Origin of the sequence: Bartonella ancashensis, from assembly GCF_001281405.1 — a bacterium.
Classification (GTDB): domain Bacteria; phylum Pseudomonadota; class Alphaproteobacteria; order Rhizobiales; family Rhizobiaceae; genus Bartonella; species Bartonella ancashensis.
This window is the reverse complement of record NZ_CP010401.1, coordinates 797,127-824,093: the sequence shown is the minus strand read 5'-3', so window position 1 is coordinate 824,093 and position 26,967 is coordinate 797,127. Positions and strand designations below refer to the sequence as shown.

The window sequence follows — 26,967 nt, the reverse complement described above, 5'->3', positions numbered from 1 at the left end:
TTTTTTAAAATTACTTTTCTTCACTTTAAAAATACACTCTCGCATTCTAGGTGTGCAACAAATTTAAAATGAATAAAATTATCCTTCAACATTTGCATAAAAAAGCATTTTATGGCTTACTTTCTTCATCTATTAAATTATAAGCTAATCTGAGCCTAAAAATTTTAATATGCTACTCGCAAAACTTGCGTAAAAATGTTTGTGATGGGAACATGTCATGCCGAAACGCACAGATATAAAATCTATTCTTATCATCGGGGCAGGACCTATTATCATTGGTCAAGCATGTGAATTTGATTACTCCGGTACACAAGCCTGTAAAGCTTTAAAGGAGGAAGGTTATCGAATCATTTTGGTCAACTCTAATCCTGCAACGATTATGACTGATCCAGATTTAGCTGATGCAACTTATATTGAACCTATTACTCCAGAAATAATCGCGAAAATCATTGCTTATGAACGCCCTGATGCTCTCTTACCAACTATGGGAGGACAAACAGCACTTAACACGGTTTTATCTTTAAAAAATATGGGGATTTTAGACCGCTACAATGTTGAAATGATCGGTGCTCATGCTCACGCTATTGATAAAGCTGAAGACCGTGCTTTGTTTCGTCAAGCAATGGCAAAAATAGGCCTAGAAACACCGCGTTCTATGCTTGCTAATGCCGTTGAACTTAAAGAAAAAGAACAACATCTTTACGAGCAAAAACGAGACAAATTGAAAGCTGAACTTTCTGGTGATGCTCTTGAGAAAGCACTGAAAGAGCTTGATGATGATTGGCATCGTGCAGAACCAAACCGTAAACAGCATTACGTTGCATATGCTATAGCAAAGGCGGTTCAAGTTCTTGATGTCGTGGGGCTCCCAGCCATCATTCGTCCCTCATTTACATTGGGAGGAACAGGCGGAGGTATCGCGTATAACAGATCTGAATTTTATGAAATTATTGAGCAAGGTCTTGAAGCTTCACCAACAACAGAAGTTTTGATCGAAGAAAGTGTGTTGGGGTGGAAGGAATATGAGATGGAAGTTGTTCGCGATAAGAAGGACAACTGTATCATCGTATGCTCTATTGAAAACATTGACCCTATGGGTGTTCACACCGGTGATTCCATTACCGTTGCTCCTGCCCTTACTTTAACGGATAAAGAATACCAAGTAATGCGCAATGCCTCAATTTCTGTTCTCCGTGAAATTGGTGTTGAAACTGGTGGAGCTAACGTACAATTTGCCGTGAATCCTGAAAATGGCCGTCTTGTTGTTATTGAAATGAATCCGCGCGTTTCTCGTTCTTCAGCGCTAGCTTCAAAGGCAACAGGTTTTCCCATTGCCAAAATAGCAGCTAAATTAGCCGTTGGTTACACACTTGATGAGTTAACAAATGATATTACAGGAGGTACAACACCAGCATCGTTTGAACCTTCCATTGATTATGTTGTAACAAAAATTCCTCGTTTTGCTTTTGAAAAATTTCCTGGCTCATCCCCCATCTTAACTACAGCAATGAAATCTGTAGGAGAAGTGATGGCTATTGGCCGTACCTTTCAAGAATCTTTGCAAAAAGCACTGTGCGGACTTGAAACAGGCCTCACGGGTCTTGATGAAATTTCCCTTCCTGAACATGCAGAAGGTGATGAAAAAAATTCTATACGATCAGCAATTGCGATTCCAAGCCCTGATCGTCTGCGCTATGTAGCCCAAGCAATGCGAATGGGTCTATCTCTCAATGAAATTCACCAAATAAGCAAAATTGACCCGTGGTTTTTAGAACAGATAGCATCTATTGTTGAGATGGAGCAGCGTATCCGGACTCATGGTATCCCTCAAGACACCCATAATTTACGCATGTTAAAAGCTATGGGTTTTTCAGATGAGCGTTTAGCTAGCCTAACAAAACAAAAACCAAATGATATTGCAGCCTTGCGACAAACCCTTAACGTTAAACATACTTTCAAACGCATTGACACCTGTGCGGCTGAATTTTCTTCACCGACAGCTTATATGTATTCAACTTACGAAACTCCCTTAGCTGGCACAGAATATTCAGAAGCGCACGTATCCGAACGCAAAAAAATTGCTATTTTAGGTGGAGGGCCCAACCGGATCGGTCAAGGAATTGAATTTGACTACTGTTGCTGCCATGCTGCTTTTGCCCTGCGCGACGCAGGATTTGAAGCCATCATGATTAACTGCAATCCTGAAACTGTATCAACAGATTATGATACATCTGATCGCCTTTATTTCGAACCATTAACAACAGAAAATGTTCTAGCCATCCTGAAAACGGAACAGGAAAAAGGAGAATTGGTTGGTGTTATTGTTCAGTTTGGTGGACAAACACCTCTGAAATTAGCGAGTGCTCTGGAAAAAAATAATATCCCCATTTTAGGAACCTCACCTGATGCTATCGACTTAGCAGAAGATAGAGATCGTTTCCAAAAATTGCTGCGCGAACTCAATTTAAAACAACCCCAAAATGGTATTGCCTATTCCATTAAACAAGCACAACTCATCGCTCGTGAATTAGGATTTCCGTTAATAGTACGCCCTTCTTATGTTTTGGGTGGACGTGCAATGCAAATTATCCGTGATGAACGAAGCTTGCAAAACTATTTGTTCGAAGTAATACGTGAATTGGTACCAGAAGAGGTTAAGTCCTGTTATTCTAACGACAAAACAAAACAAACCAATGCTCTGCTCAGTAAGAACCCACTATTATTTGATACCTATTTAACGGAAGCCATCGAAGTTGACGTTGACTGTCTTTCCGATGGCAAAGAAACACTCGTTGTCGGTATCATGGAACATATTGAGGAAGCAGGCATACACTCTGGTGATTCAGCATGCTCCTTACCAGTACGTACAATTCCACCCAAATTGGTTACTGAGTTAGAAAATAAAACAAAGGCTTTAGCGCAAGCTCTCCACATTGGAGGCCTAATGAATGTACAATATGCTATCAAAGATGGCACAATTTATGTCTTAGAAGTTAATCCTCGTGCATCCCGTACTGTCCCATTTATTGCGAAAGCAATTGGTCGACCAATCGCTAAAATTGCTGCACGCATCATGGCAGGAGAAAGCCTTTCCAGTGCACTCAACGCTTATGGTGGATTACCATCAATACCTCAAAAACCACATATTGCTGTTAAGGAAGCTGTCTTTCCTTTTGCACGTTTTCCAGGTGTAGATACACTCCTCGGTCCAGAAATGCGCTCAACAGGCGAAGTTATGGGCCTCGATCATGAATTTGCACTAGCCTTTGCTAAAGCCCAACTTGGGGCTGGCATTGAACTTCCACGACAGGGTACGATTTTTGTTTCTGTAAGAGATGAAGATAAAGAACGTATTTTAAAACCTATAAAGCTTTTAGCAGAGCTTGGATTTTCTATCCTGGCAACGAGTGGAACACAGAAATTCCTCTCTAAGTATGATATTAAAGTCGAAAAAATCAATAAGGTACTAGAAGGCCATCCTCATATTGAGGATGCCATTCGCAACCGCAAAATTCAATTGATTTTTAACACAACAAATACTGCCAGTACTATTTCAGATTCCAAGTCACTACGCCATGCAGCCTTGATGCAAAAAGTGCCCTATTATACAACAATCGCTGGAGCTGAATCCGCTGCTCAAGCCATCAAGGTATTGGCTAAAAGCAGTCTTGAAGTTCGTTCACTGCAAAGTTATTTTAATAAATATTCCTAATTTACAACAAGATGAGAAATTTTTTTCTATTTCAGAACCTTCTCTATAGAAAAAACAAGATCTATTGTGCTTGCTTTTTGTTTCAAAATTTTCTATAGTCCTCCCATATCGGACTTTCGGTTATGCGACTTTTTTTCCTGTGCGACATGCACTTCTGACAAAACTTCTCCCGCCTGATTTCGATCTATAATTTTGTTGATGGCTTCTGGCTTCAACGTACGGTAAATAATATACAAGGAGTTTCCTATGTCTACAGGAATAGTCAAATGGTTCAATGCAACAAAAGGTTTTGGGTTTATCCAGCCTAATGATGGTAGCGCAGATGTTTTTGTGCATATTTCTGCTGTTGAACGCTCTGGCTTGAATAGTCTTAACGAAGGTCAAAAGATTTCTTACGATGTACTTAAAGATCACCATTCCGGTAAATTTTCTGCTGGAAATCTCGCAGCACTTTAAGATTTTATCGACTTGCCTTTTAAAACCTTACCTGTACAGGTGAGGTTTTTTTGCTTTTTATAAACGTAAGAAACTCTAAAAACAGTTTTTACAAATTCCATATGTAGCATGTATTGTAGTACGCTAAAAAAAATCATTTCAAATTTACTTAGCTGGTACAATCCTTTTAATTTTACACGTTATGCCATTTCTAAAAACTTTGGAAAACAATCCTATAATACTTTCTGCCAAAAAATAAAATTTTTTAAGAGTTTTCTTGCAGTTTTCTATAATTTACGACATAAATTTCCTATGAATGGCTTCAACTGCTTCTTATGTTCGGCCTCTTTGTCAATAGCGTAAGGAATAAACAATGGCTTTTATTGCCCATAGACTCTCCCTTATTAAACCCTCTGCAACTATTGCCGTTGCTCAGAAGGCACGTAATTTGAAATCTTTAGGACGTGATATCTTATCATTAAGCGCCGGAGAACCTGATTTTGACACACCTGATAATGTAAAAAATGCTGCAGTTGAAGCTATTCGACGTGGTGAAACAAAATACACTCCCATATCTGGTATACCAGAATTACGCCAAGCGATTTCTGCAAAATTTAAACGAGAAAATGATTTAGATTACAAGCCAGAACAAATTATTGTTGGAACTGGTGGTAAACAGGTTCTCTTCAATGCATTGATGGCAACTCTTAATAAAGGTGATGAGGTCATCATCCCATCACCTTATTGGGTTAGTTATCCTGAAATGGTAATTATAAACGAAGGCACCCCTATCTTTGTAGAAAGTAAAGCTGAATTTTCTTATAAATTGCAACCTCAAGATCTAGAAGCAGCAATTACCCCAAGAACCAAATGGTTTATTTTCAATTCTCCTTCCAATCCATCGGGTGCTACATACACACATGATGAACTAAAAAAATTGACAGATGTTCTAATTAAATACCCCCATATTTACATCCTTGCAGACGATATATATGAACACTTAACGTATGAAGGCTTCACTTTTGTTACGCCTGCTCAAGTAGAACAAAAACTTTACGATCGTACCCTAACAATGAATGGTGTTTCGAAAGCTTATGCGATGACCGGATGGAGAATCGGTTATGCAGGTGGTCCCCAGGAATTGATCAAAGCCATGGACATAATCCAAGGTCAACAAACATCTGGAACGAGTTCCATTTCACAATGGGCAGCTGTTGAAGCACTTAATGGTCCGCAAGATTTTATTACCAAAAATAAAAATATTTTTCAAAAACGTCGTGATCTTGTTGTATCTATGCTTAATCAATCTCCTGGACTTAGCTGTCCAACACCTGAAGGAGCCTTTTATGTTTATCCTTCTTGTGCAAATTTGATTGGCAAAAAGACGCCTACAGGAAAAATTATTGCTAACGATGAGGATTTCGTAACAGAGCTACTAGAAGCTGAATCTGTTGCTGTTGTGCACGGATCTGCCTTTGGATTAGGACCTGCATTCCGCATTTCTTATGCAACATCAGAGACAATTCTCCAAGAAGCTTGTTTACGTATCCAGAGATTTTGCGCAAGCTTGTTGTAAGAATTGCACACTACTATCTGGCATGTGATTTATTGATAACAAAATAAATGACCACATTGCTAATGGTGGGGGTATGTGTTTAGTTAATTTTTAAAATATCTGAAATATGGAATCCTGTAACAAGGAAATATGGCAGCCCCTGTAGATCTACAAAATGAAAACGCTAATCATATCCAGCATATAGCTTCTCATCTTCAATATTCATAAACCACTCTACATCAGCATAGTGGCGAATGACTTCACAAAATTTTAGCCTTTCAAGTGATAAGTAACTTGTGCATTAAACTGCAAACCGAATCAAAAGGACCATGTACGCGCTTTTAAAAAAATATAATCTCGGAAAGCGTTCAGCTTAGCAGAATTTTTTAAAGAAGCTGGATAACAAAAGAAAGTATCAAAAGACGGTATATCCATCATATCAGGAAAAAGACGCACAACCTTCTCGTCATTATTAATGATGTAGTCGGGAAGAATAGCAATACCAAGATCATTCATAAGTGCCTTTTTAATAGATATGATATTGTTAATTTGTAATGCTGGAGTGCGTAAAGAACCATCACTTCTCCCAGCCCTTTCTAGCCAATTTAAACCAGATAGATAAAGTGGAACGAATTCTCCAAATGAAATGATACGATGCTTATCAAGCTCAGATAACTTTTCTGGTTTCCCATAGCATGCAATATAACCTTCTGAAGCATAAACGTGCATATGAACCGTAAATAATTTCCTTTGAATAAGATCAGGATGCTGAGGTTGACATAAGCGAACGGCACAATCTGCACAACGCATCGTTAAATCAAGTTCTTTATCATCAAGTAACAGCTGAAGTTGCACATTAGGATATAAAGCCAAAAATTCAGGCAGACACTCTGCAATCCATTTTGCCCCCATTCCAAAAGTCGATGTAACACGTAACCGTCCTGCTGGTTTTTCGGTATTCTCGTTTAACAACGAGCGCGCATTTTCAAGTTTTATCAAAACATCATGCGCTGTACGGTAGAGAATTTCACCTTGCTCTGTTAAAATCAAACCACGTGCATGACGCTGAAATAAAGGAACACCGACATCCTGCTCTAAAGATGAGACTTGTCGTGAAATAGCTGATTGAGATAAATGAAGCCTTTGGGCTGCATGCGTGAAAGAACCTGCCTCTGCGGCAGCATGAAAAACTCTTAATTTATCCCAGTCTAGCGGTGCAGCCACGATCATCTCATAATTTTATACTAATTAACAACATCTACGCTTTCGTAAATTCTAAAAATCGCTCTGCTTCTAGTGCTGCCATACATCCTCTCCCCGCAGCAGTTACAGCTTGACGAAATACATCATCTGCTACATCCCCCGCAGCAAAAACACCTGGAATACTTGTTGCTGTCGAATCCGGCTTCGTCCACAAATACCCCCCTGATTTTTGCTTCAGCTGTCCCTCAAATAGAGAAACCGCGGGATCATGCCCGATAGCAATAAACACCCCATCCGTATCTATCTTCAATTCTTGACCAGTATGAACATGCCTGAGACATACTCCTGTCACTACAGCCCCTGCTGACGGACTTGCCTGAGAACCAATAATCTCTTCCACTGTATGCTCCCAAATGACATGCACATTACCACGCGAAGATAACCTATCTTGTAGTATTTTTTCTGCCTTAAAACAGTCTCTCCTATGGACTACAGTAACCTTCTTCGCTAGGTGTGACAAATAAAGTGCTTCTTCAACAGCCGTATTTCCACCGCCGACAACAACAACATCTTTATTTCGATAAAAAAAACCATCGCAAGTAGCACATGCGGAAACACCGGCTCCCATAAAAATCTTTTCACTTTTCAAGCCAAGCCAGCGAGCCTGCGCACCTGTCGCAATAATCAAAGTATCACAACAATATTGCGTTCCTGAATCCCCACGTAAAACAAAAGGACGTTTTGATAAATCAGCCTCTATAATAGTGTCACAAACAACATTCGCACCAGCACATTCAGCTTGTTTTTCCATTTGCTCCATTAACCATGGCCCCTGTACAGGATCAGAAAAACCCGGATAATTTTCAACATTTGTAGTGATCATCAACTGTCCACCTTGCTGCACACCAGTGACTAAGACTGGCTCAAGCATCGCCCTAGCTGCATAAATCGCAGCTGTATAACCGGCTGGACCCGAACCAATAACAAGAACGCGAATATGCGAATATGTCATAAAATTACTTCTTTTTGAATCTTCGTGCCCGCAAAACACAAAAACACGCCCCCTTAAAATTTCCTATATATTACAAGTTACGGTGCACTTGTGTTTTTTTCAAGGTTTGTTAAGAAGCTTATTGTTAATCCACAATAGCTTTTTCAACATAATTTTCCTTGGTAATTGTAATACTAACAAACAGAAGTTAATAAAAAGGAAGGAAACTACTATTTTTCAGTTTATCGTTAATATTTGTGCGCGTTTTGCATTTGTCATGGGAGCAGCTATGTTGCTGCCTGTTCTTGCCGATTTGCGCTATAACAATCGCGATTGGGAAACTTTTCTTTATCCTTGCGCTATAACTACTGTATTAGCAACACTTGTTTTTTTAGCAACTCGAGGAGCCACCTATCGTTTTTCGGCACGTCTTGGTTTTACCTTAACAGTTTGTCTATGGCTAACAGGAAGCATCGTGGGAGCTCTCCCACTTTACCTCTCTCCTCTCAAAATTTCGCTGGCAAAAGCAATTTTTGAATCTGTTTCCGGAATTACAACAACGGGATCCACAGTAATTGCAGGCCTTGATCATTTACCGCAGAGTCTCCTACTGTGGCGGTCTCTCATATGCTGGATCGGAGGAATCGGTTTTATCGGCCTAGCTCTGCTACTCCTACCTTCACTCCGTGTTGGAGGAGTGCAACTTTTTCATATGGAATCATCAGATAAATCTGAAAAAATACTCCCCCGCATCAACCAAATTGCTAATGGAATTATCATCGCGTACATTGGACTAACATTCTCTTGCATGCTATCTTATTTTGCTGCAGGCATGACCTTGTTTGATGCAATTAATCACGCTATGAGCACAGTGGCGACAGCCGGTTTTTCAACTCATGACACCTCTTTTGGTTATTTTTCTGAAAAACCAACAATCCTTGTTGTTTCAACAATTTTCATGTTTCTGTCCTCCTTACCATTTGTTTTATATATCAAACTTGTATTTCCAAGCCACTCAAAACGTTTTATCGACCCACAAATCGTTGTTTTTTTCAATATTGTTTTTCTCTCCAGCTTTACCTTAGCAATCTGGTTGCAATTTAATACCTCTTTGACCTTCCACCAAATTTTCCTTGATACGATTTTTCATATCGTATCGATCATTAGCACGACGGGTTACAGCGCTCAGGACTATCAACTTTGGGGATCCTTTGCATTTGGAGTTTTTTTTATTATTTCATTTATAGGCGGATGTGCGGGCTCCACTTCCGGAGGTATAAAAATTAACCGCTTGATTATTTTATGGCGTATTGCACAGGCAAACATGGTGAGACTTTTTTCTCCTAATACAATCGTCAAAGTTCGCTACGATCATTCTAATATATCTAGTGACATCGCTCAAACAGTCCTACTTTTTGTGTGTCTCTATATGTTCTGTCTTCTCATTGGCACAGCACTCTTGCTAGCTACTGGTCTTGATTTTACTTCTGCTTTTACGGGTGTCTTAACAGCACTTTCAAATGTTGGGCCAGGTTTTGGAAACATTATTGGTCCAACCGGTAATTTTTCAACAATTCATGACAACGCCTTGTGGGTCCTAAGCTTCTTGATGCTGGTAGGTCGTCTTGAAATCGTGACTATATTCGTGTTCTTTACTGCAGCATTCTGGTCTGAATAACTTTAACACGAGTACACCTAAAGCATGTCACAGAAAGTAAGTAAGAAAAAACATCTCCGCTATACAGTAGACAAAACTTAACTAATCATTGCAAAAGCGCCATGCGCCTACACAAAAAAGCAGCAACTTACTTTTCATAAATCTGAAAATACGAATATTTCTAGCTGCACAAAAATAAACTCTCTTTCACTTGAATATAAGCCAATCTCCCAAAAAAGATTAGTTTTTTTCTCGTGCGTGAACGACATACTTTAGTTAATTATTCTTAGCCTACTTTTTCAGAAAACATCTTTTCGTAAATCTCCCCAATTTCAGAAGCCTCTTTTTCTAATGGAAAATGAGTACGTACATGTTCAAGTGCTCTTTTCCCTTCTGCAACTGTTTTATTTAGATCAGAAAAATAAGATTCTATCGCCTTCGTCAAAGCTACTCCATCTCCTTTTTTAACAACAGTCCCAGCTCCCTCAACAACTAATTCTTCATAAATTCCAGCATCACTTGTTACCACTGCAACCTGTGATGCCATTGCCTCTAATGGAGTTAAACCGAAACCTTCTAAACGAGAAGGTGCTACATAGAGCGACAAACAACGATACAACGAAGGTGTATCTAACACTTCACCAAGCATAATAATGCGGTCACTTAAACCGGCACGAGAAATTTTTTTACGCAATTGTTGCTCAAAAAAATAATGTTGCATTGTGGTGCGACCGGCAATGATCGCCGTCCAGTCTGGATAAACTGGTAGCAATTCCAGCATTGCATCAACAAAAAGGTCAACACCTTTTAAATAACGAATGCGCCCAAAACACCCTACTATGTATTTACCTAGGAGACCAGTTGCTGCAAAACAATCACTGACAGTTTCAGAGGGGAAAAAGTACTCAAGATTCACACCATGCTTAACAACTTGATAAGGGACATCTAAATAAGTTCCGGTACCTGGACTGACGGCTATAATTTTGTCCATACGATGAAGAAGCCATTTTGTGAAAAACTTATGATAACGCTGAGAAGCTGATGTAAAAACAAGCTTAAGCTTCATCCGCAAAACATCTCGTAAAATAACACCCACAATCATCTCAACATTACGCCGTGCATGCCAGATACGAAACGGTCTTCCCTTTGGCAGTTTCCAAAGCTCAAAAAGGTCCTTAAAAGTGAGATGTGGCAAACTCTTCGGTAAACCAACCCCCAAAATAGATATAGACAGTCCCTTTCTTCGTTGCAACGGAATGAGGTGAATAACTGTTGACATCACCCCCGATAATCGCCTCTTAAAATGAGGAACAATGATATCCGTTTCTTCTGCAGATATATGCATAACGATCAAATATACTCAATTTTAATAATTGCATAATTATGCGCACCACCTGGCGCATTTACCTCAATCTCATCACCTTCTTGTTTTCCAATAAGAGCACGCGCAATAGGCGAAGAAATAGAAATCTTCCCTGTTCTTACATCAGCCTCTTGATCGCCAACAATTTGATAAACCTTTTTCTCTTCAGTATCTTCATTTAAAAGCTCAATAGTCGCCCCAAACTTAATTTTATTACCTGAGAGCCTTGAAACATCAATAACTTCTGCTCGCGCAATATAATCCTCAAGCTCATTTATACGCCCTTCATTATAGCTCTGCGCCTCTTTGGCAGCGTGATACTCTGCATTTTCTGATAAATCACCATGTGCACGCGCTTCGGAAATTGCTTCAATAATCCGCGGACGTTCTTGCTGTTGACGCCAACACAACTCTTCTTTGAGTTTTTCAAAACCAGTCGTAGTCATAGGCACTTTTTCCATGATCTGTTCCTTTCTCTCACGCGGAAGGCCTTATTAAAAAACAAAAAGCACCCCCCCAAAGATACTTTGGGGCCATAAGCACATAGTCGCTGCGCGATTATACAGGACAATAACCTTATTTTCTATAAATAAATAATAAATACAGACACTCTCTGAATATTTTTATACTTCACCCAATATTCCAAAAATTAATTCAACACTTACTCACCCTCGCTAATTATAATGTGGTCAAAACAATATTACTTTGCCATAATTTAATATTATGATCAAAGTGAGGATGTATCTAAAATATAAAATTACTGCAGTGCACGAGAAATTACAGAAAAAATAAGAATCTCACGCATTTTAATTAGAGTCTTTATTCTCAGCAACAACTATGTATTAATCAAAAAATTGCTACCATAACACAACGTTTTAACTTTTAGGTCAAAGACAAAATCCTAAATACCCTCTTTGTATTTTAATTCTTAAATAAGTTATTCTTCGTATAATTTCGTTAAAGTTATTAGCGCAAATTTTTATGATTCATAAATACACTAAATATTTACCTCATTATTTTTTGTAAAAATAATATAAATAACCTTTATTATATGCGTACAACCTTACTCCTCAAAAAATATTATACTATAACAGAAATAATAATAACTGTTACTCTATACTTAAATATTACTTATTAATATATTTTACATAAAATATATTAATAATAAACTTTTCCCAATAACGAAAATTATCTTTACGTATTAATAATAAAGGTAATTAGCTACCGTAGTTTGAACGAATAACATTGTACAAAATGGTAACTTTTACAAATTATAGTATAAATTTTTCTTCTATCTTTATTCTTGTTATACCATAATAATTCTATAGACTATACCCTATAGTACCATACCAAAAATTTCTAACTTCATGAAAGATTGACCCAATATCTCTAAAAAAACAGAATGTTATACAAAATCTACGACCTAAAACCACTTAACTACGATATCAGGTATCTTTCGTGGATATAAAGATGCCTCACATCCAAAAAATTTATTATGAAAAAAAATACTACAGCCACCGTTGAAAACTTATCTAAAATCATTTTTTCAGAAACCCCTTTGCTTAAAAATGGTGCATTGTGGGCTCCCCATCGCCCTATTTATCCTTATAAACTCGAGGGTGGTATCCCATTTCAAATTCAAACTTCCTTTGAACCTGCAGGCGATCAACCAACTGCTATTAAAGCACTCGTTGAAGGCATTGAGAAAAATGAGCGCACTCAGGTACTTTTAGGAATTACTGGCTCAGGTAAAACCTACACGATGGCTAAAATCATCGAAAAGACACAACGCCCTGCTCTTATCCTAGCACCAAATAAAACTCTCGCCGCACAGCTTTACGGAGAGTTTAAGAATTTTTTTCCTCATAATGCTGTCGAGTATTTCGTTTCTTATTACGACTACTATCAACCCGAAGCCTATGTTGCACGTTCTGATACCTATATCGAGAAAGAAAGCTCTATAAATGAACAGATTGATCGCATGAGACACGCTGCAACACGTGCCATACTTGAACGCGATGATGTCATTATCATCGCATCTGTATCTTGCATCTATGGAATTGGTTCCGTAGAAACTTACACGGCCATGACCCTCAAAATACAGATAGGTGACACGATTAATCAACGAAAATTATTAGCTGATCTAGTTTCTCTGCACTACAGCAGACAAGATATCAATTTTGTTCGTGGTTCCTTCCGTGTGCGAGGAGATATAATCGAAATCTTTCCTGCTCATCTTGAAGATCGCGCTTGGCGCATTTCATTATTTGGTAACGAAATCGAAATGATTACTGAATTTGACCCATTAACGGGACAAAAAACAGACAGTCTCCAATTTATTAAAATTTATGCAAATTCACATTACGTAACACCAAAACCCACACTCAATCAGGCAATAAAATCAATTAAAACAGAATTAATTGCACGCCTTGATGAATTAAATTCAGCAAATCTCCTTGTAGAAGCACAGCGTTTAGAGAAGAGAACAATGTTCGATATAGAAATGTTAGAGACTACAGGATCTTGCTCTGGAATTGAAAATTACTCACGTTATCTAACAGGTCGAAAACCTGGTGAACCACCTCCAACTCTTTTTGAGTATATTCCAGATAATGCTATTGTTTTTATTGATGAAAGCCATGTAACCATCCCCCAAATTGGGGGAATGTACCGAGGTGATTTCAAGCGAAAAGCTACTTTAGCAGAGTATGGATTTCGCTTACCTTCCTGCATGGACAATCGCCCTCTACGCTTCGAAGAATGGGATGCAATGCGCCCGCAAACTATCGCCGTTTCTGCAACACCTGGACGCTGGGAAATAGAACAAGCATGCGGCATTTTCGTAGAACAAGTTATTCGTCCAACAGGACTCGTTGACCCGCATACAGAAATACGTCCAGCACATAACCAAGTCGATGATGTTGTGCACGAAATTCGTGTAACAATCAAGAAAGGATATCGCACGCTAGTAACCGTTTTGACCAAACGCATGGCTGAAAGTTTAACAGAATATATTCATGAAAATGGCATTCGTGTACGCTATATGCACTCTGATATTGATACATTAGAACGCGTTGAAATTCTTCATGATTTACGACTCGGCACTTTTGACGTTTTAGTAGGGATCAATCTTCTTCGAGAAGGATTAGATATTCCAGAATGCGGTTTTGTTGCTATTTTAGATGCTGATAAAGAAGGATTTTTACGTTCAGAAACTTCACTTATTCAGACAATCGGACGTGCTGCACGGAACGTAGATGGTCGTGTCATTCTTTATGCCGATACAGTGACCAATTCTATAAAAAAAGCCTTACAAGAAACGAAAAGACGCCAACAAAGACAGATAGCTTATAACCAAGAGCACCACATCACACCTATTAGCATTAAAAAGAATATCAATAATATTCTCAACTCTGTTGATAAAAAGGAAAATGTTCAAGAAAATGTTGCTAATTTTCTTGCACAAAATAATAAAATCGCTATCAATATAGCTGATCACATTCAGCATCTTGGGGAGTCAATGCGTGAAGCGGCAGCTGATCTTAATTTTGAAAAAGCAGCACAAATACGTGATGAAATCAGACGATTGCAGCAGATAGAGCTTGCAGTTGTTGATGGTCCTCTCTCATGTAGTTAAATGATATCTTCAAGGGTAAATGTGATCATTTTTTAAATTCAATAAGAGTAACAGCAAACTGAATGTAAATCTGATAGAATTTTCTCTGAAGCATTGCCGAATTAAGAAAATTTTAGGAGGGGTTATGAATACCAAGTACACAAAAAATACCTTGTACATTGCACATCAAGAAACCTTTATCCAGACAATTAGACTGTTAAAATCATAACAGGCAATTATTTCAATTTGAAATTCCTTTCATTAATTATGCCAATCAGTAATGCTAGTATTTTTTTTGAAAACCGTTTTGCCTGAAATTCAGATTTTAAAAACCCTAATCGCATTGTCACAATAGTGCCTCAAAATTATTTAAATTATGTTCTGTTTAGTAATTTTAGACTGCAATTTTGTGAGTGATGTTAATTTTATGAGGAATAAATTAATGAAAAAATTAATCACGTTGGCAACAGTATCAACAATAGCTTTTTCGACACCACTGACTACAGTATTCGCCCAAGAATACCACCAAAACATCCGTCGAGATGTAACGACTGTTCAAAGATCTCGCGGTGTTCATAATGAGTATGTAACGCAGCATGGTTACTATCAAACTCAGCACAAATATCAGGTTCAGCACACAAAAAGTCGCACTCGCGGATACACTAGCCATGGTAACGTGGGGGGTGCCTTAGCAATGGGAATTTTGGGTATTTCTGCAGGCCTTCTTGTTAAAGCGCTTTTAACAAAACCTGCGCAGCCTGTGCAGTCGCAAGTTGTTTATCAGACAGTGCTACAAAATAGTGCACCTCATCAAATACAGCAATCGACGCCGATATACCGACCTGTTCAGCAATCTCAAGTAGATTCCTGGCTTAAATATTGTACAAAAAAATATCGTTCTTTCGATCCTCAAACAGGAACATTCCTTGGCAAGGATGGTCTGCGTCATGTTTGTCGTGCTCCAGCAAAGTAATCATAGACCATTTATTTGAGTAGTACTTTGAGGTAAATATATCTCTCTGAGAGGCAGTTGGCGCTGATGTGGTAGCATCCTCAATTGTCTCAGATTGTTGCTTTACCCAACTATTATTCAGGAAGGTGTTATCCCTCTCGATCCTCAAAAAGGAAGTTCCTTGTTTGGGGATTTTTTTTGTATTGTATTTGTTATACGCAAACGGTAACTAGAATCCTCGTGTTATTTTACGAATTTGCAAAACTAAATCCCTTGTAAAAAAGGATTATACTTGCGTTCACGACCTATTTGGCTCCCAGGTCCATGCCCACAAATGAAATTAACGTCATCCCCTAGAGGTAAAACTTTTTCTTTAATGGATCGCATTAATTGCTCATGGGAACAGAATGGAAAGTCAGTACGACCAACGGATCCATGAAACAGAACGTCTCCCAATACAGCAAAACGTTCTTCCTCATTAAAGTAAATAACATGCCCAGGAGCATGTCCCGGTGTATGAAAAACAGAAAACATGTGTCCACCGCAATCAACACTGTCGCCATCTTTTAACCATTGATCTGGAATGCAAGTACACACATCAGGCATGCCGTAGTTTTTTGCTCTTTCAACCACATCATCCATCACCGGTTTATCATCATAATGTGAACCAATGATGCTAACCCCTAAAGCCTCTTTAGCTTGCATTGCTGCCCCTACATGATCAACATGGCCATGCGTTATCCAAATAGCCTCAACAATAACACCTGTTTTCCGAATAGCCTCCTGAATCTTAAACCAATCACCACCAGGATCGACTAAAACACCTCTCTTACTCCTGCAGTCCGAAATTAAAGTACAGTTTTGTTGAAAAGATGTAACCGGAATGATATGTGTGTTAAGATTTCTCATGATACCTCTTTCAGGAACTAAATGTCCTCTTTGTCCGTAAATAGCATCTTTCATTTCTTCAGAAATAAAAGATTACCTGCTCGACAGCTTAGTGTAACTTATGTAAATTGCATTCCGGTGTAAATTAAATTTTTATCAAGGTTTTGAATAATGACCGGTCTTTCTCGGGTCTTATGTGACGATGCGGCTCACTTGCTTGTCGTTGACGATGATACTCGTATTCGTAATCTTCTATCTCAATTTCTTATCAAGAATGGATTTCGCGTTTCTGTTTCTGCTAATGCTGACGAAGCTAAACGACTACTCGTAAACTTAAACTTTGATCTTCTCATTGTTGATGTCATGATGCCTGGTGAGAATGGTATAGACCTTACCTATTCATTACGAAAAACGAAAAATGTTCCAATCCTTATTCTGACAGCTTTATCTGAAACAAATGACCGCATCCAAGGCTTAGAAGTAGGAGCTGATGACTATCTTACAAAACCATTCGATCCTCGTGAACTTTTGCTCCGTATCAATGCTATTTTACGACGTGGAACTTTGTCAAACCAGCCCAAAATAGAACAAATTGTTTTTGGACCCTACGTATTCTCAATTTTACAAAGGGAACTTAAAAAAGGAACAGAGATAGTTAAGCTAACAGATAAAGAGCAAGAAATGATGGTTGTTTTTGCTGAACATGCGGGTGATACAATTCCACGTTGTAAATTCGCAACAAATGAAAGCAATATAAGCGAACGCTCTATTGATGTACAAATTAATAGATTACGCCGCAAAATAGAAAAAGATCCGACAAACCCTACATGGCTTCAAACTGTACGGGGGATTGGTTATAAACTTTCTATCGAATAGGCTTCTGTAATGATCAAACCCGCAAAACAATTTGCTCAATGGTTAACGAGGCAAATGCCCAAACGGCTTTATGCACGTTCCTTGATCATCATCATTGCTCCTATGGTACTTCTGCAAACGGTAATTGCCTATATCTTCATGGAACGTCACTGGCAAATGGTAACTGAACGTCTTTCTACCTCTGTGATCCGTGACATTGCTGCTATCATTGATATCATTGAGTCTTCTCCCAAACAACACAACTACGAAGAAATAAAATATATCGCTCAGAAACGTATGGGACTCAATATTTCTATCTTACCTCCTGACCCTCTTCCTCCCCCAGGGCCTAAATTATTTTTTGCAATTCTTGACTATTTTCTCAGCGAAGAAATTACCCGCCAAATCAACCGCCCTTTCTGGATTGATACAGTAGGAGATTCTAATCTTGTTGAAATTCGAATCCGTCTTGATAACAGCATTTTACGTGTGTTTGCTATGCGTAGCCAAGCATATGCATCAAATACCGGTATTTTTCTAAGCTGGATGGTTGGAACAGCTCTTGTTTTGCTCTTGATAGCTATTTATTTTTTGCGCAATCAAATCAAACCGATCCAGCAACTTGCTGAAGCAGCTGAAAGCTTTGGCCTTGGCCGCCCATTACCTCAAGATTTTCAACCAAAAGGTGCTGAAGAAGTGCGTCGCGCCGGAATTGCATTTTTGCGCATGCGTGAACGTATTGAACGCCAAATTGAACAACGCACCATGATGCTTTCAGGTGTTAGTCATGATCTAAGAACTATTCTTACACGTTTTAAACTTCAACTCGCTTTAGTAGCAAATACAGACCCCAATATTAACCTACTTGAGCAAGATATCAGTGACATGCAAAACATACTGGAAGACTATCTTGCTTTTGCTCGTGGTGAAGGCAGCGAAAACGTTAAAAGCTTTGATTTAAAAACCCTTATGAAAAAATTTTTAACCAGTGCTCGCCTCCATAAACGCAAATTTTCTTATAAAATTGAAGGCCCTACGCAAGTACAAGTACGCCCGCATGCCTTTACACGCTTAATTAGCAATCTCGTTTCAAATGCATTCTGTTATGCAGATACCGTCCAATTAACAGCTACAACCCAAAAAGAATCTTTTATCGTAATCATTGACGATAATGGCCCAGGAATTCACAAAGATATGCGCACAGAAGTGTTTAAACCCTTTTTCAGACTCGATAAAGCACGAAATCAAGATGCACGAGGAACAGGTCTTGGCCTTTCTATCGCTAAAGATATCGCCCGTAGTCATGGAGGAAACATCCAGCTAGACGACAGCCCATTAGGAGGGTTACGAGCTATTGTTGATATTCCTGTATAAATAACAAAATCTTTTTACAAAAATAATGACAAAAGCATATTTTGTGCCTTACGCGTTACCTACAGTCTCAAATAAAGCATACTGTAATGCGTCGCAGGCATTTGTACCTCCCCATGCAACCATTTGAAATGCGGCATAATGACTTTCACAAATTTTCAGTGCATGTATTAGCAGTGCTTCCACTTGAATATGAGATGGATGCACTCCACCAGCAAGCAACAGCCCTTGACGATAAATAACCAGATTATTCTCTTGCCAATAATCAAAATGCCCTAACAGCAACTTTTCATTGATTGCCAACAATAACCTCTGCATTTCCGCTATTCGAGCATTCTCGGCAGAAAAATCAAATGCACAAGCTAAATGAAGAGCTTCCTGCTCCTCCATCCATGAAAAAGCAAGACGATAATTGGCCCGTTCTCCTTCTACACATACATTAATCTCATCTTGTGCGTGTCTCTCAAAAGACCAATCATGCCTGTAAGCAATCTGCTCAATAAAATCGACCGGATGCTCATTCCTCTCCGCAGCGCTAAAAGATAGCCTCATCATTAACCCTCAAAAATAGTGACAATATTATCAATACAGAACGTAACAACTACCGGTGTAGTAACATTTACCATAAAACCACAACGCCTACACCAAACAAACGCACACTAAACACAACACCTGGAAACAAAACTAACCATGCCTTCCACAACAAACAGGCTTGATAACGATAAAACGAATCGCCAAGCTTCTTCAGTGTATTGATACAATCTCACAGCACCAGCCCCCCAAGCAAAAATAAAGACGATTTTTTACCAAAAAAATCAGTGACCTCTCCTAACAGACTCAAGATTAAGCATTTTTCAGATTCATACCTAATGCTGAAAAATTGGGGATTATTTTTTCTGAGAAGATCGTGATTTTGTTGAAGCCGCTTTAGGTCTCTTGTAACTCTGTTTTTCTAGATTATTAAGACTATTTTTTAAATCTGCATTTTCTGCATACAGCTTCGACACCATTTCCTTCACAACTTCAAACTCTTCGCGTGAAACGAGATCAAGTTTATTAATAATTTTTTCAACCTGAGTATGAAAAATTGTTTCCGCTTCACACCGCACATCTTGTACAACACCCGCTGCATCCGTCATTAATTTGGCCAATTCATCAAGAACACGATTTGATCCATTACGCATAAAACTTTTCCCTAACTTAAATTACCAATTTTTAATGTCATCTTCATAGCGCACTTTTAAACATGTGAGTATTATATATTTTAACCTATACCGTCATTCAAAAACACACACTTCACACCTAGCTTGACCATTTTATGCACACCTGCCATACTTTAAGGCTATATTACGAAAAATATAGAGTTTTCTTTCATGAATGATTTCCTTCTTTGTCCTTCTATTGATTTTCCTGCTTTTCTTGACCCTGTCATTATTCGTTTGGGTCCTATAGCACTACATTGGTATGGACTTGGTTACGTCATCGGAATTCTCTTTGCCTGGTGGTATGCACAAAAACTACTGGATAAAAGTTTTTTGTGGAATGCATGCACCCCTCCCACAGATCGAAATAAAATAAGTGATTTCATTGTGTGGGCAACTCTTGGTGTGATTATTGGAGGCCGTTTAGGACAAGTCTTAATATGGGATTTTGCATATTATTTTGAACATCCAAGTGCCATTATTGCGGTGTGGGATGGAGGAATGTCCTTCCATGGTGGCTTAGTTGGAACTATCATTGCAATGTTTTTATTTGCTCGTAAAAATAGCATCAATCTCTGGACAATGTTTGATATAACTGCTGCAGGCGTTCCTGTTGGCATAGGCATTGTACGTATATGTAACTTTATTAATCAGGAGTTATGGGGAAATGTTACTACAGTCTCTTGGGCTGTATGCTTTTCTCGAGACCCTCAATATTTACCACGTCATCCAAGTCAACTTTATGAAGCATTAATAGAGGGATTTTTTCTTTTTATCGTACTTTACCTTATTATTTTTCTTTTCAAGGCATTAAAATATTCCGGTATCGTCGCGGGAACATTTTTGGTAGGTTATGGACTAGCACGGACTGTTACAGAGGCTTTTCGTGCCCCACAAGAAGATCCTGCGTGGTTTTCTACACTCTTTCATGCTACGGGACTAACTTATGGCATGGTTTTATCCTTTCCTATGATCCTTTTTGGTTCTTATATACTGCTTCAAGCCACTAGAAACCATCTTGTAAGGTGATAATGACGTCCTTAAAGCAAAAAATCCAAAAAATCATTGCTGTCAATGGTCCGATAACCGTTAATGATTACATGACTCTTGCCCTCACAGATCCGCAATTTGGTTATTACCAAACGCAAATACCCTTTGGTCATAATGGTGATTTTATCACTGCACCAGAAATAAGCCAGCTATTTGGAGAAATGATTGGTATTTGGGTCGTAGCAAATTGGAAAGAACAAGGGTGTCCACAACCCTTTATTTTAGCTGAAATCGGTCCAGGACGCGGAACCTTGATGAATGATGTTTTACGTACCATGCGTAAAATCTGCGTAACAGCATTCAATGCTGCTAAAATTTTTCTTGTCGAAATAAGCCAACACCTTGCTCAAGAACAAAAAAAGCTTCTTGGTCCTCACCAAAAACAAATCTATAATGTTAAAAATTTTGAGCAGATACCTCTAGATCCTCTAATTCTTATTGCTAATGAACTTTTCGATGCACTTCCTATCCACCAATATATCAAGATTAATGGAGAATGGAGGGAGCGCCACATTGCACTTGATACCAATGGTAATTTTACCTTTACTATTAGTGCGCGCAGTATTTCTCCTTCCAATTTCTTAATGGACTCCCCTAAAATACCAGACGGAAATATTTGGGAATATTCTCCTGCACGAAATAAATTAATGAAACAGATAAGTAATCACCTAATGAAAGCTGGTGGTTCTGCCTTACTCATTGATTATGGCTCCGCAGAACGTGCATTTGGAGATACGCTACAAGCAATCTCAAAACACAAATTTAGTGATGTTTTTTCCGCGCCCGGTAAGCATGATTTGACATCACATGTTGATTTTTTCTTTTTAAAAAAAATTGCTTCTCAACAAGGTTGTTTTTCGATGGTCTTAGAACAAAGAGACTTTCTTTTAAAAATGGGCATTCTTGAGCGCGCAAAGAAACTTAGTTACAACAAGGATATTAGAATCCAAAATAAAATCCAGCAAGACATTGAACGTTTAACAAGTCCAGATCAGATGGGCAGACTTTTTAAAGTTTTATGCGTAAGTGACAAAAATATACCGCTATTCTCATTTTTAGATTACCATCAATAATAAAATGGATCAGCACGTGTACCATCACCTTGTACATCATTTCTACCTAAATAATAACGGAATTTCATATGAACCCCACCCTCAAGCCTATTCTTGCAAACAATCTTGTTTCTTTAAAAACACATGGAGTGAAACACGGATTTTTTACACGTCAGGGAGGTATTTCAAAAAACCTTTACAGTAGCCTTAATGTCGGTCACAGTTCAAATGATGATCCTGAACATGTCATGCAAAACAGAACCTCTATTGCACGTTATTTCGACATTGATACTAGAAATCTTATCACCACCAATCAAGTACACTCCTGTAAAGTTGTTGTCATTGATCGCGCCTTCGTCAATGAACCTCCAAACGCTGATTCTCTTGTTACAACAACAAAAGGCTTAGCCATCGGCATTCTCACAGCTGACTGTGGACCTGTTCTTTTTGCTGATTCTCAAGCGGGTGTTATTGGTGCTGCACATGCTGGTTGGCGAGGCAGCCTAAATGGTATTCTGGAAAACACTATTTCTGTAATGGAGGAACAAGGAGCCAAACGCTCATCAATAATAGCAGCCCTTGGGCCTTGTATCGGACCATGCCACTACGAAGTAACAGGTGAATTCTACGACCAATTTGTTAATTGTAAAAGCCAATTTCAAAGCTACTTCTCTCAAATAGATAAGAAAAACCATTTTCGCTTTAATTTATGGTCATTCATCATAGACCAATTAACCCAGGAAGGCATTAAAGCTTCCTGTCTACAGTTATGCACTTACAAAAACGAACAAAATTTCTTTTCTTATCGCCGTGCGATACATCGTAATGAAGCTGATTATGGACGGCAAATATCTGCTATCATGCTTCAACCATAAGTAACATTTAGCCTTATAAAAAATGCAAAAGCCATCCTCTAATAAATCAGATCAAATAACCCCTTCATATTGAAACTCTTTAGTCCCGGAATTAGGACCTCTCTCACCTAAATACCATGTTTGAAAATTATAAACATGATAGCTTATAAAAAATACTGCATTATTTCAATTACTGATAAATTCGAACTTCTAATTAGAGAATAAGCGTGAATATTCACGCAATATTGATTAATTTCAACAAAATACCCTTTAATAAAATCTAATGACAGAAAGCCTATTAACTGAGATATCTTCAATAAAATTTTATCTACAATTCACTAATTCAAAAAAATGAATATTTTTAAAAAAACTACCTCCATTCACAACTGGTAGTGTTATAATTCGTTTCCTCATACCCTATTGCAATCTTATTATAAACAGCTAAAAATCAGGTGAGATCTTATTTTAGTTATCCCGAGGCACATTATCATGAAACTTTTTTGTGGCAACTCTAACCCACACCTTGCTAAAGACGTTGCGGATTATTTAAGAATTCCTTTAGGAAAGGCGACTGTAAAACGTTTCGCTGATCAAGAAATCTTCGTAGAAATACACGAAAATGTGCGTGGAAAAGATGTGTTTGTTTTACAATCATCATCCTATCCAGCTAATGACCATTTGATGGAACTTCTCATTATGATAGATGCCCTTCGACGCTCTTCAGCACGTCGTATTACGGCTGTCATACCTTATTTTGGATATGCTCGTCAGGATCGTAAGCCTGGACCGCGCACTCCTATCTCCGCAAAACTTGTTGCCAACCTCATCACCCAAGCAGGTGCTCATCGAGTCCTCACATTGGACCTTCACGCAGGACAAATTCAAGGTTTTTTTGATATTCCAACAGATAACCTTTATGCTATTCCCGTCATCTCCCGTGATATTAAGGCGCGCTATTCTGTTGAAAATGCCATCGTCGTGTCACCCGATGTTGGAGGTGTGGTGCGTGCACGCGCTTTAGCAAAACGTCTAAACAGTCTTCTCGCTATTGTCGACAAACGCCGTGAACGCCCTGGAGAATCAGAGGTTATGAATATTATTGGAAATGTCGCTGGAAAGGATTGTTTTTTACTGGATGACATCATAGATTCAGGAGGAACTTTATGCAACGCAGCAACCGTTCTCCTTCAACATGGTGCAAATAGTGTTACATCCTATATAACGCATGGTGTCCTCTCTGGAAAAGCTATTGAACGGATCATACTTTCGGAAATGAAAGAATTGGTAATTACCGATTCGATTATGCCAACAACAGCTGTTAAACAAGCTCACAATATCCGCGTCCTAACAATTGCTGATCTGATTGGAGAAGCCATTTCAAGAATAGCGACAGAACAATCAGTCTCAAGTTTGTTTGATTAAAGGTTTTCCCTCAATTTCTTAACAGAAAAAGACGATGACCTATTGATGCTGGAGAAATTGTGGGTTGTCTGCGGAAATAATTTAGGAAAAATCTATTCTTTTCAATTCATGCCAAACAAACGTCCTCACACTGTCTTTCAGTATTGATGCTTACCGGTATCATTCGATCTCCTTTTCTCGTTTCGTGTTTTGAATACCTCCTATGCACTCTTTCCCCTATATTTTCACTGCCTAATTACCACATGGCAAGTTTGCTCCATACTCGCTATAATCCTTCCTGATCATCGATAAAAATGAGATTTTTCTGCGCCTCTTGCATCTCTGGAGAGTTTGAATTATAGGATAGACCTCTGCGTAGACACCCTTGGAGGCAACGCAGGATGAAGCAGCCACTGTCTCACAGTAAGTGTCTTCATGTTCATGGAATGACCCTTGTGGTTTTTTTAATGAATCTCCAATTACACAATAAGGACTTAAATTATGAGCAAAAGCTATATTATTAAGGCCGAGATGCGCAAACGGGTTGGTAAGGGGTCCTCTCGTGAACTTCGTCGCAGTGGTCTTATTCCGGCTGTCATCTATGGTGACAAACAGCCTCCCTTACCAATTTCGATCTCTTATAAAGAGATCTTTCAAAAAATTCATGCGGGTGCGTTTCGCACCACTGTCGCTACTATTGAAATTGACAAACAACGGATCCAAGTTCTGCCTAAAGATTACCAACTTGATCCGGTGAGAGACTTTCCTATACATGTTGACTTTCTGCGTGTTTCAGCAAAATCAATTGTGCATGTCAATATTCCTGTGCGTTTCCTAAATGAAGATACAGCTCCGGACCTTAAGCGTGGTGGTATTTTAAATGTTATTCGTCATGAAATTGAATGCACTGTTTCGGCAAACGCCATACCTGAATCGATTGATATAGATCTTTTTGACTATTCTATCGGTGACTCTATTCATATTTCAGCAGTAAAATTGCCTGCGGGGATCACCCCCGTCATTCAGGATAGGGATTTTACCATCGCAACAATTACGGCACCAACAAGTGCAAGCGCTGCTTCAGAAGAAGAAAATAGCGAAAATACAAAAAAATAATAGCCTTTTTGCAGGCGAGAAGTCATTCTCGCCTTTGTTTTCAATGTATCATTCACTATTCTTAAATGAAAGCGCATATGTTAATCGTTGCCGGTCTTGGTAATCCTGGTTTACACTACAAAAATAACCGCCATAATATTGGTTTTATGGCTGTTGATGCTCTTCAGAAATCCTTTTCCTTCCCACCATGGTCAAAGAAATTTCAAGCTGAGATATCTAATGGCTTCATAGATGATGAAAAAACTCTTCTAATAAAACCTCAAACATTTATGAATTCATCTGGTCAATCCGTCGGAGAAGCTTTAAGATTCTACAAGCTCAGTATCAATCACTTAATTGTTTTTTATGATGAGTTAGATCTACAACCTGGAACAATCCGCACAAAAATCGGTGGGGGAGGTAATGGACATAATGGTATAAAGTCAATAGACAACCATTGCGGTAACAATTACCAGCATGTGCGTTTGGGAATTGGACGTCCAAACGCTAAAGAATTAGTCCAACAGCATGTTCTAGGAAACTTTATGCAATCTGATCAAGAATGGCTATCGCCCCTGCTTGATGCAATCGCAAACAGCATCACCTTCCTCATAAAGGGAAATGATAGTCGCTTTATGAATGAAATTGTATTAGCAATGAGAAAAAACAACAAAGCATGATCTGCTTTAAAAGCAGAGTACTGTAAAATTTTAGTTCATAAAATATATGTCCCTTGCTGTTAGATAAATCCTAATTATTAGCTAAAAAAGCTGAAATACACTAATAAAAACAGAAAAATATTAAGCTGGCTAAAACGCCTTTCTAAAATTCGTGAATTTCAATAAGATTAAAAAAGCCCAACCGAGTAGTCCCTTAAAGAACTCTTATCATTCTCCAGAACCACTACATGCGAACCTTCAGGAACACGATCATAAAGATCAATGATATCCTGATTTAATAAACGAATACATCCACTCGACATAGCTCGACCAATTGACCATGATTCATGCGAACCATGAATACGGAACAATGTATCCCGCCCATCTTTAAAAAGATATAAGGCTCTCGCACCAAGTGGATTATCTGGTCCTTGTGGCATACCTTTCCCTAAATGTCCATAACGTTCTGGTTCACGATCCATCATTGCTGCAGTTGGAGCCCAAGACGGCCATCGCCGCTTATATTGTATAACTCCAGTGCCTTGAAAAGCTAAACCTTCTCTACCAACACCAATACCATAACGCATGGCTTTACCATTTTCACCAACAAGAAAAAGAAAACATGCCTGAGTATCTATAACCAGTGTACCAGGCGGATAAGCTGCATCATAATCTACCTGCTGACGCCAAAACTTTGGCTCAATGGTTGAAAGATCAATTGCAGGCAAAAAATAAGGTTCATCAGTTACAGGCCCGTACAAGGCCTGCACTTCCTCTGGAATACTCCAAAATTGTTGGGAAGAAACAGGCAACCTCTCTGGTCGACGAACGAAACAACCAACCAACGTTAACGGAGCTGCAATCAAAAAAGTGCGACGAGACAACAATTACATATTTCCTTAATCATTTCCTATTGTCATGATTATTAATCATTACAGTTCTAAATAAAAACAAGTGTGGCATTTAGTACCCTTCTATTAGCACAAACAACAAAAGGGTTATTAAACAACTAATAACTGAATACCCAATAGACTATTTAACATATTTTTTACATAA

At 38.5% G+C, this 26,967-nt stretch carries 23 protein-coding genes; 14 read left to right on the top strand and 9 right to left on the bottom strand.

What is annotated here, in order from left to right; all coding sequences use genetic code 11:
- The first annotated feature begins 217 nt into the window (after positions 1 to 217).
- The gene (carB, locus tag PU02_RS03675; RefSeq protein WP_053944119.1) at positions 218 to 3,712 is read left to right on the top strand and encodes a carbamoyl-phosphate synthase large subunit; all 3,495 of its coding nucleotides are present in this window, start codon (positions 218 to 220) and stop codon (positions 3,710 to 3,712) included.
- Between the two features lie 92 nt (positions 3,713 to 3,804).
- Here the strand turns inward: carB and PU02_RS06845 are convergent, their stop codons facing one another.
- Complete coding sequence (locus PU02_RS06845) at positions 3,805 to 3,948, bottom strand: hypothetical protein (RefSeq protein ID WP_158404020.1); 144 nt, start codon at positions 3,946 to 3,948, stop codon at positions 3,805 to 3,807.
- Positions 3,949 to 3,958: 10 nt separating this feature from the next.
- On the opposite strand from PU02_RS06845, the gene PU02_RS03670 reads away from it, so the two are divergent.
- The gene (locus PU02_RS03670) at positions 3,959 to 4,168 is read left to right on the top strand and encodes a cold-shock protein (RefSeq protein ID WP_053944118.1); all 210 of its coding nucleotides are present in this window, start codon (positions 3,959 to 3,961) and stop codon (positions 4,166 to 4,168) included.
- Between the two features lie 352 nt (positions 4,169 to 4,520).
- Positions 4,521 to 5,723: a pyridoxal phosphate-dependent aminotransferase gene (locus tag PU02_RS03665; RefSeq protein ID WP_053944117.1), complete on the top strand. Its 1,203-nt coding sequence runs from the start codon at positions 4,521 to 4,523 to the stop codon at positions 5,721 to 5,723.
- Between the two features lie 297 nt (positions 5,724 to 6,020).
- Here the strand turns inward: PU02_RS03665 and PU02_RS03660 are convergent, their stop codons facing one another.
- On the bottom strand, positions 6,021 to 6,926 hold the full coding sequence (locus PU02_RS03660; RefSeq protein WP_053944655.1) for a LysR family transcriptional regulator: 906 nt from the start codon (positions 6,924 to 6,926) through the stop codon (positions 6,021 to 6,023).
- Positions 6,927 to 6,960: 34 nt separating this feature from the next.
- Entirely contained in the window at positions 6,961 to 7,917 is a 957-nt protein-coding gene (gene trxB, locus PU02_RS03655; RefSeq protein WP_053944116.1) for a thioredoxin-disulfide reductase, read from the bottom strand.
- Between the two features lie 268 nt (positions 7,918 to 8,185).
- On the opposite strand from trxB, the gene PU02_RS03650 reads away from it, so the two are divergent.
- Positions 8,186 to 9,574, top strand: a complete 1,389-nt coding sequence (locus PU02_RS03650; protein WP_053944115.1) for a TrkH family potassium uptake protein — start codon at positions 8,186 to 8,188, stop codon at positions 9,572 to 9,574.
- A 265-nt stretch (positions 9,575 to 9,839) separates the two neighbouring features.
- On the opposite strand, the gene PU02_RS03645 is transcribed toward PU02_RS03650, so the two are convergent.
- The gene (locus PU02_RS03645; RefSeq protein WP_053944654.1) at positions 9,840 to 10,898 is read right to left on the bottom strand and encodes a glycosyltransferase family 4 protein; all 1,059 of its coding nucleotides are present in this window, start codon (positions 10,896 to 10,898) and stop codon (positions 9,840 to 9,842) included.
- 5 nt (positions 10,899 to 10,903) lie between these two features.
- Positions 10,904 to 11,377 carry a transcription elongation factor GreA gene (gene greA / locus PU02_RS03640; protein ID WP_053944114.1) on the bottom strand — a complete coding sequence of 158 codons (474 nt, stop codon included), beginning with the start codon at positions 11,375 to 11,377 and terminating at the stop codon, positions 10,904 to 10,906.
- A 1,034-nt stretch (positions 11,378 to 12,411) separates the two neighbouring features.
- On the opposite strand from greA, the gene uvrB reads away from it, so the two are divergent.
- Positions 12,412 to 14,553: an excinuclease ABC subunit UvrB gene (gene uvrB / locus PU02_RS03635; RefSeq protein ID WP_053944113.1), complete on the top strand. Its 2,142-nt coding sequence runs from the start codon at positions 12,412 to 12,414 to the stop codon at positions 14,551 to 14,553.
- A 421-nt stretch (positions 14,554 to 14,974) separates the two neighbouring features.
- Positions 14,975 to 15,505 (top strand): BA14K family protein, encoded by a 531-nt coding sequence (locus PU02_RS03630; protein WP_053944112.1) that lies wholly within the window; start codon positions 14,975 to 14,977, stop codon positions 15,503 to 15,505.
- A gap of 243 nt (positions 15,506 to 15,748) precedes the next feature.
- Here the strand turns inward: PU02_RS03630 and PU02_RS03625 are convergent, their stop codons facing one another.
- Complete coding sequence (locus tag PU02_RS03625; protein ID WP_053944653.1) at positions 15,749 to 16,393, bottom strand: MBL fold metallo-hydrolase; 645 nt, start codon at positions 16,391 to 16,393, stop codon at positions 15,749 to 15,751.
- 150 nt (positions 16,394 to 16,543) lie between these two features.
- On the opposite strand from PU02_RS03625, the gene PU02_RS03620 reads away from it, so the two are divergent.
- Both PU02_RS03620 and PU02_RS03615 read left to right on the top strand, forming a co-directional pair.
- Complete coding sequence (locus PU02_RS03620; RefSeq protein WP_053944111.1) at positions 16,544 to 17,248, top strand: response regulator; 705 nt, start codon at positions 16,544 to 16,546, stop codon at positions 17,246 to 17,248.
- A 9-nt stretch (positions 17,249 to 17,257) separates the two neighbouring features.
- Entirely contained in the window at positions 17,258 to 18,601 is a 1,344-nt protein-coding gene (locus PU02_RS03615) for a sensor histidine kinase (RefSeq protein ID WP_053944110.1), read from the top strand.
- A gap of 48 nt (positions 18,602 to 18,649) precedes the next feature.
- Here PU02_RS03615 and PU02_RS03610 read toward each other — a convergent pair whose 3' ends face one another.
- Together PU02_RS03610 and PU02_RS03605 are read right to left on the bottom strand one after the other, a co-directional pair.
- On the bottom strand, positions 18,650 to 19,150 hold the full coding sequence (locus PU02_RS03610; protein ID WP_053944109.1) for a type III secretion system chaperone family protein: 501 nt from the start codon (positions 19,148 to 19,150) through the stop codon (positions 18,650 to 18,652).
- Positions 19,151 to 19,485: 335 nt separating this feature from the next.
- The gene (locus PU02_RS03605) at positions 19,486 to 19,782 is read right to left on the bottom strand and encodes an accessory factor UbiK family protein (protein WP_053944108.1); all 297 of its coding nucleotides are present in this window, start codon (positions 19,780 to 19,782) and stop codon (positions 19,486 to 19,488) included.
- Between the two features lie 189 nt (positions 19,783 to 19,971).
- Here PU02_RS03605 and lgt point away from each other — a divergent pair, with 189 nt between their 5' ends.
- From lgt to pth, 6 genes are all read left to right on the top strand, one after another.
- Complete coding sequence (gene lgt / locus PU02_RS03600; RefSeq protein WP_053944107.1) at positions 19,972 to 20,829, top strand: prolipoprotein diacylglyceryl transferase; 858 nt, start codon at positions 19,972 to 19,974, stop codon at positions 20,827 to 20,829.
- Between the two features lie 2 nt (positions 20,830 to 20,831).
- A complete protein-coding gene (locus PU02_RS03595) occupies positions 20,832 to 21,923 on the top strand; it encodes a class I SAM-dependent methyltransferase (protein WP_053944106.1) in 1,092 nt (363 codons plus the stop codon).
- Between the two features lie 68 nt (positions 21,924 to 21,991).
- Positions 21,992 to 22,777: a peptidoglycan editing factor PgeF gene (gene pgeF, locus PU02_RS03590; protein ID WP_053944105.1), complete on the top strand. Its 786-nt coding sequence runs from the start codon at positions 21,992 to 21,994 to the stop codon at positions 22,775 to 22,777.
- A 468-nt stretch (positions 22,778 to 23,245) separates the two neighbouring features.
- Entirely contained in the window at positions 23,246 to 24,178 is a 933-nt protein-coding gene (locus tag PU02_RS03585) for a ribose-phosphate pyrophosphokinase (protein ID WP_053944104.1), read from the top strand.
- A 480-nt stretch (positions 24,179 to 24,658) separates the two neighbouring features.
- Entirely contained in the window at positions 24,659 to 25,273 is a 615-nt protein-coding gene (locus tag PU02_RS03580) for a 50S ribosomal protein L25/general stress protein Ctc (protein ID WP_053944103.1), read from the top strand.
- A gap of 77 nt (positions 25,274 to 25,350) precedes the next feature.
- A complete protein-coding gene (gene pth, locus PU02_RS03575) occupies positions 25,351 to 25,932 on the top strand; it encodes an aminoacyl-tRNA hydrolase (RefSeq protein ID WP_053944102.1) in 582 nt (193 codons plus the stop codon).
- 167 nt (positions 25,933 to 26,099) lie between these two features.
- On the opposite strand, the gene PU02_RS03570 is transcribed toward pth, so the two are convergent.
- Positions 26,100 to 26,798: a L,D-transpeptidase gene (locus PU02_RS03570; protein ID WP_053944101.1), complete on the bottom strand. Its 699-nt coding sequence runs from the start codon at positions 26,796 to 26,798 to the stop codon at positions 26,100 to 26,102.
- Positions 26,799 to 26,967 lie beyond the last annotated feature (169 nt).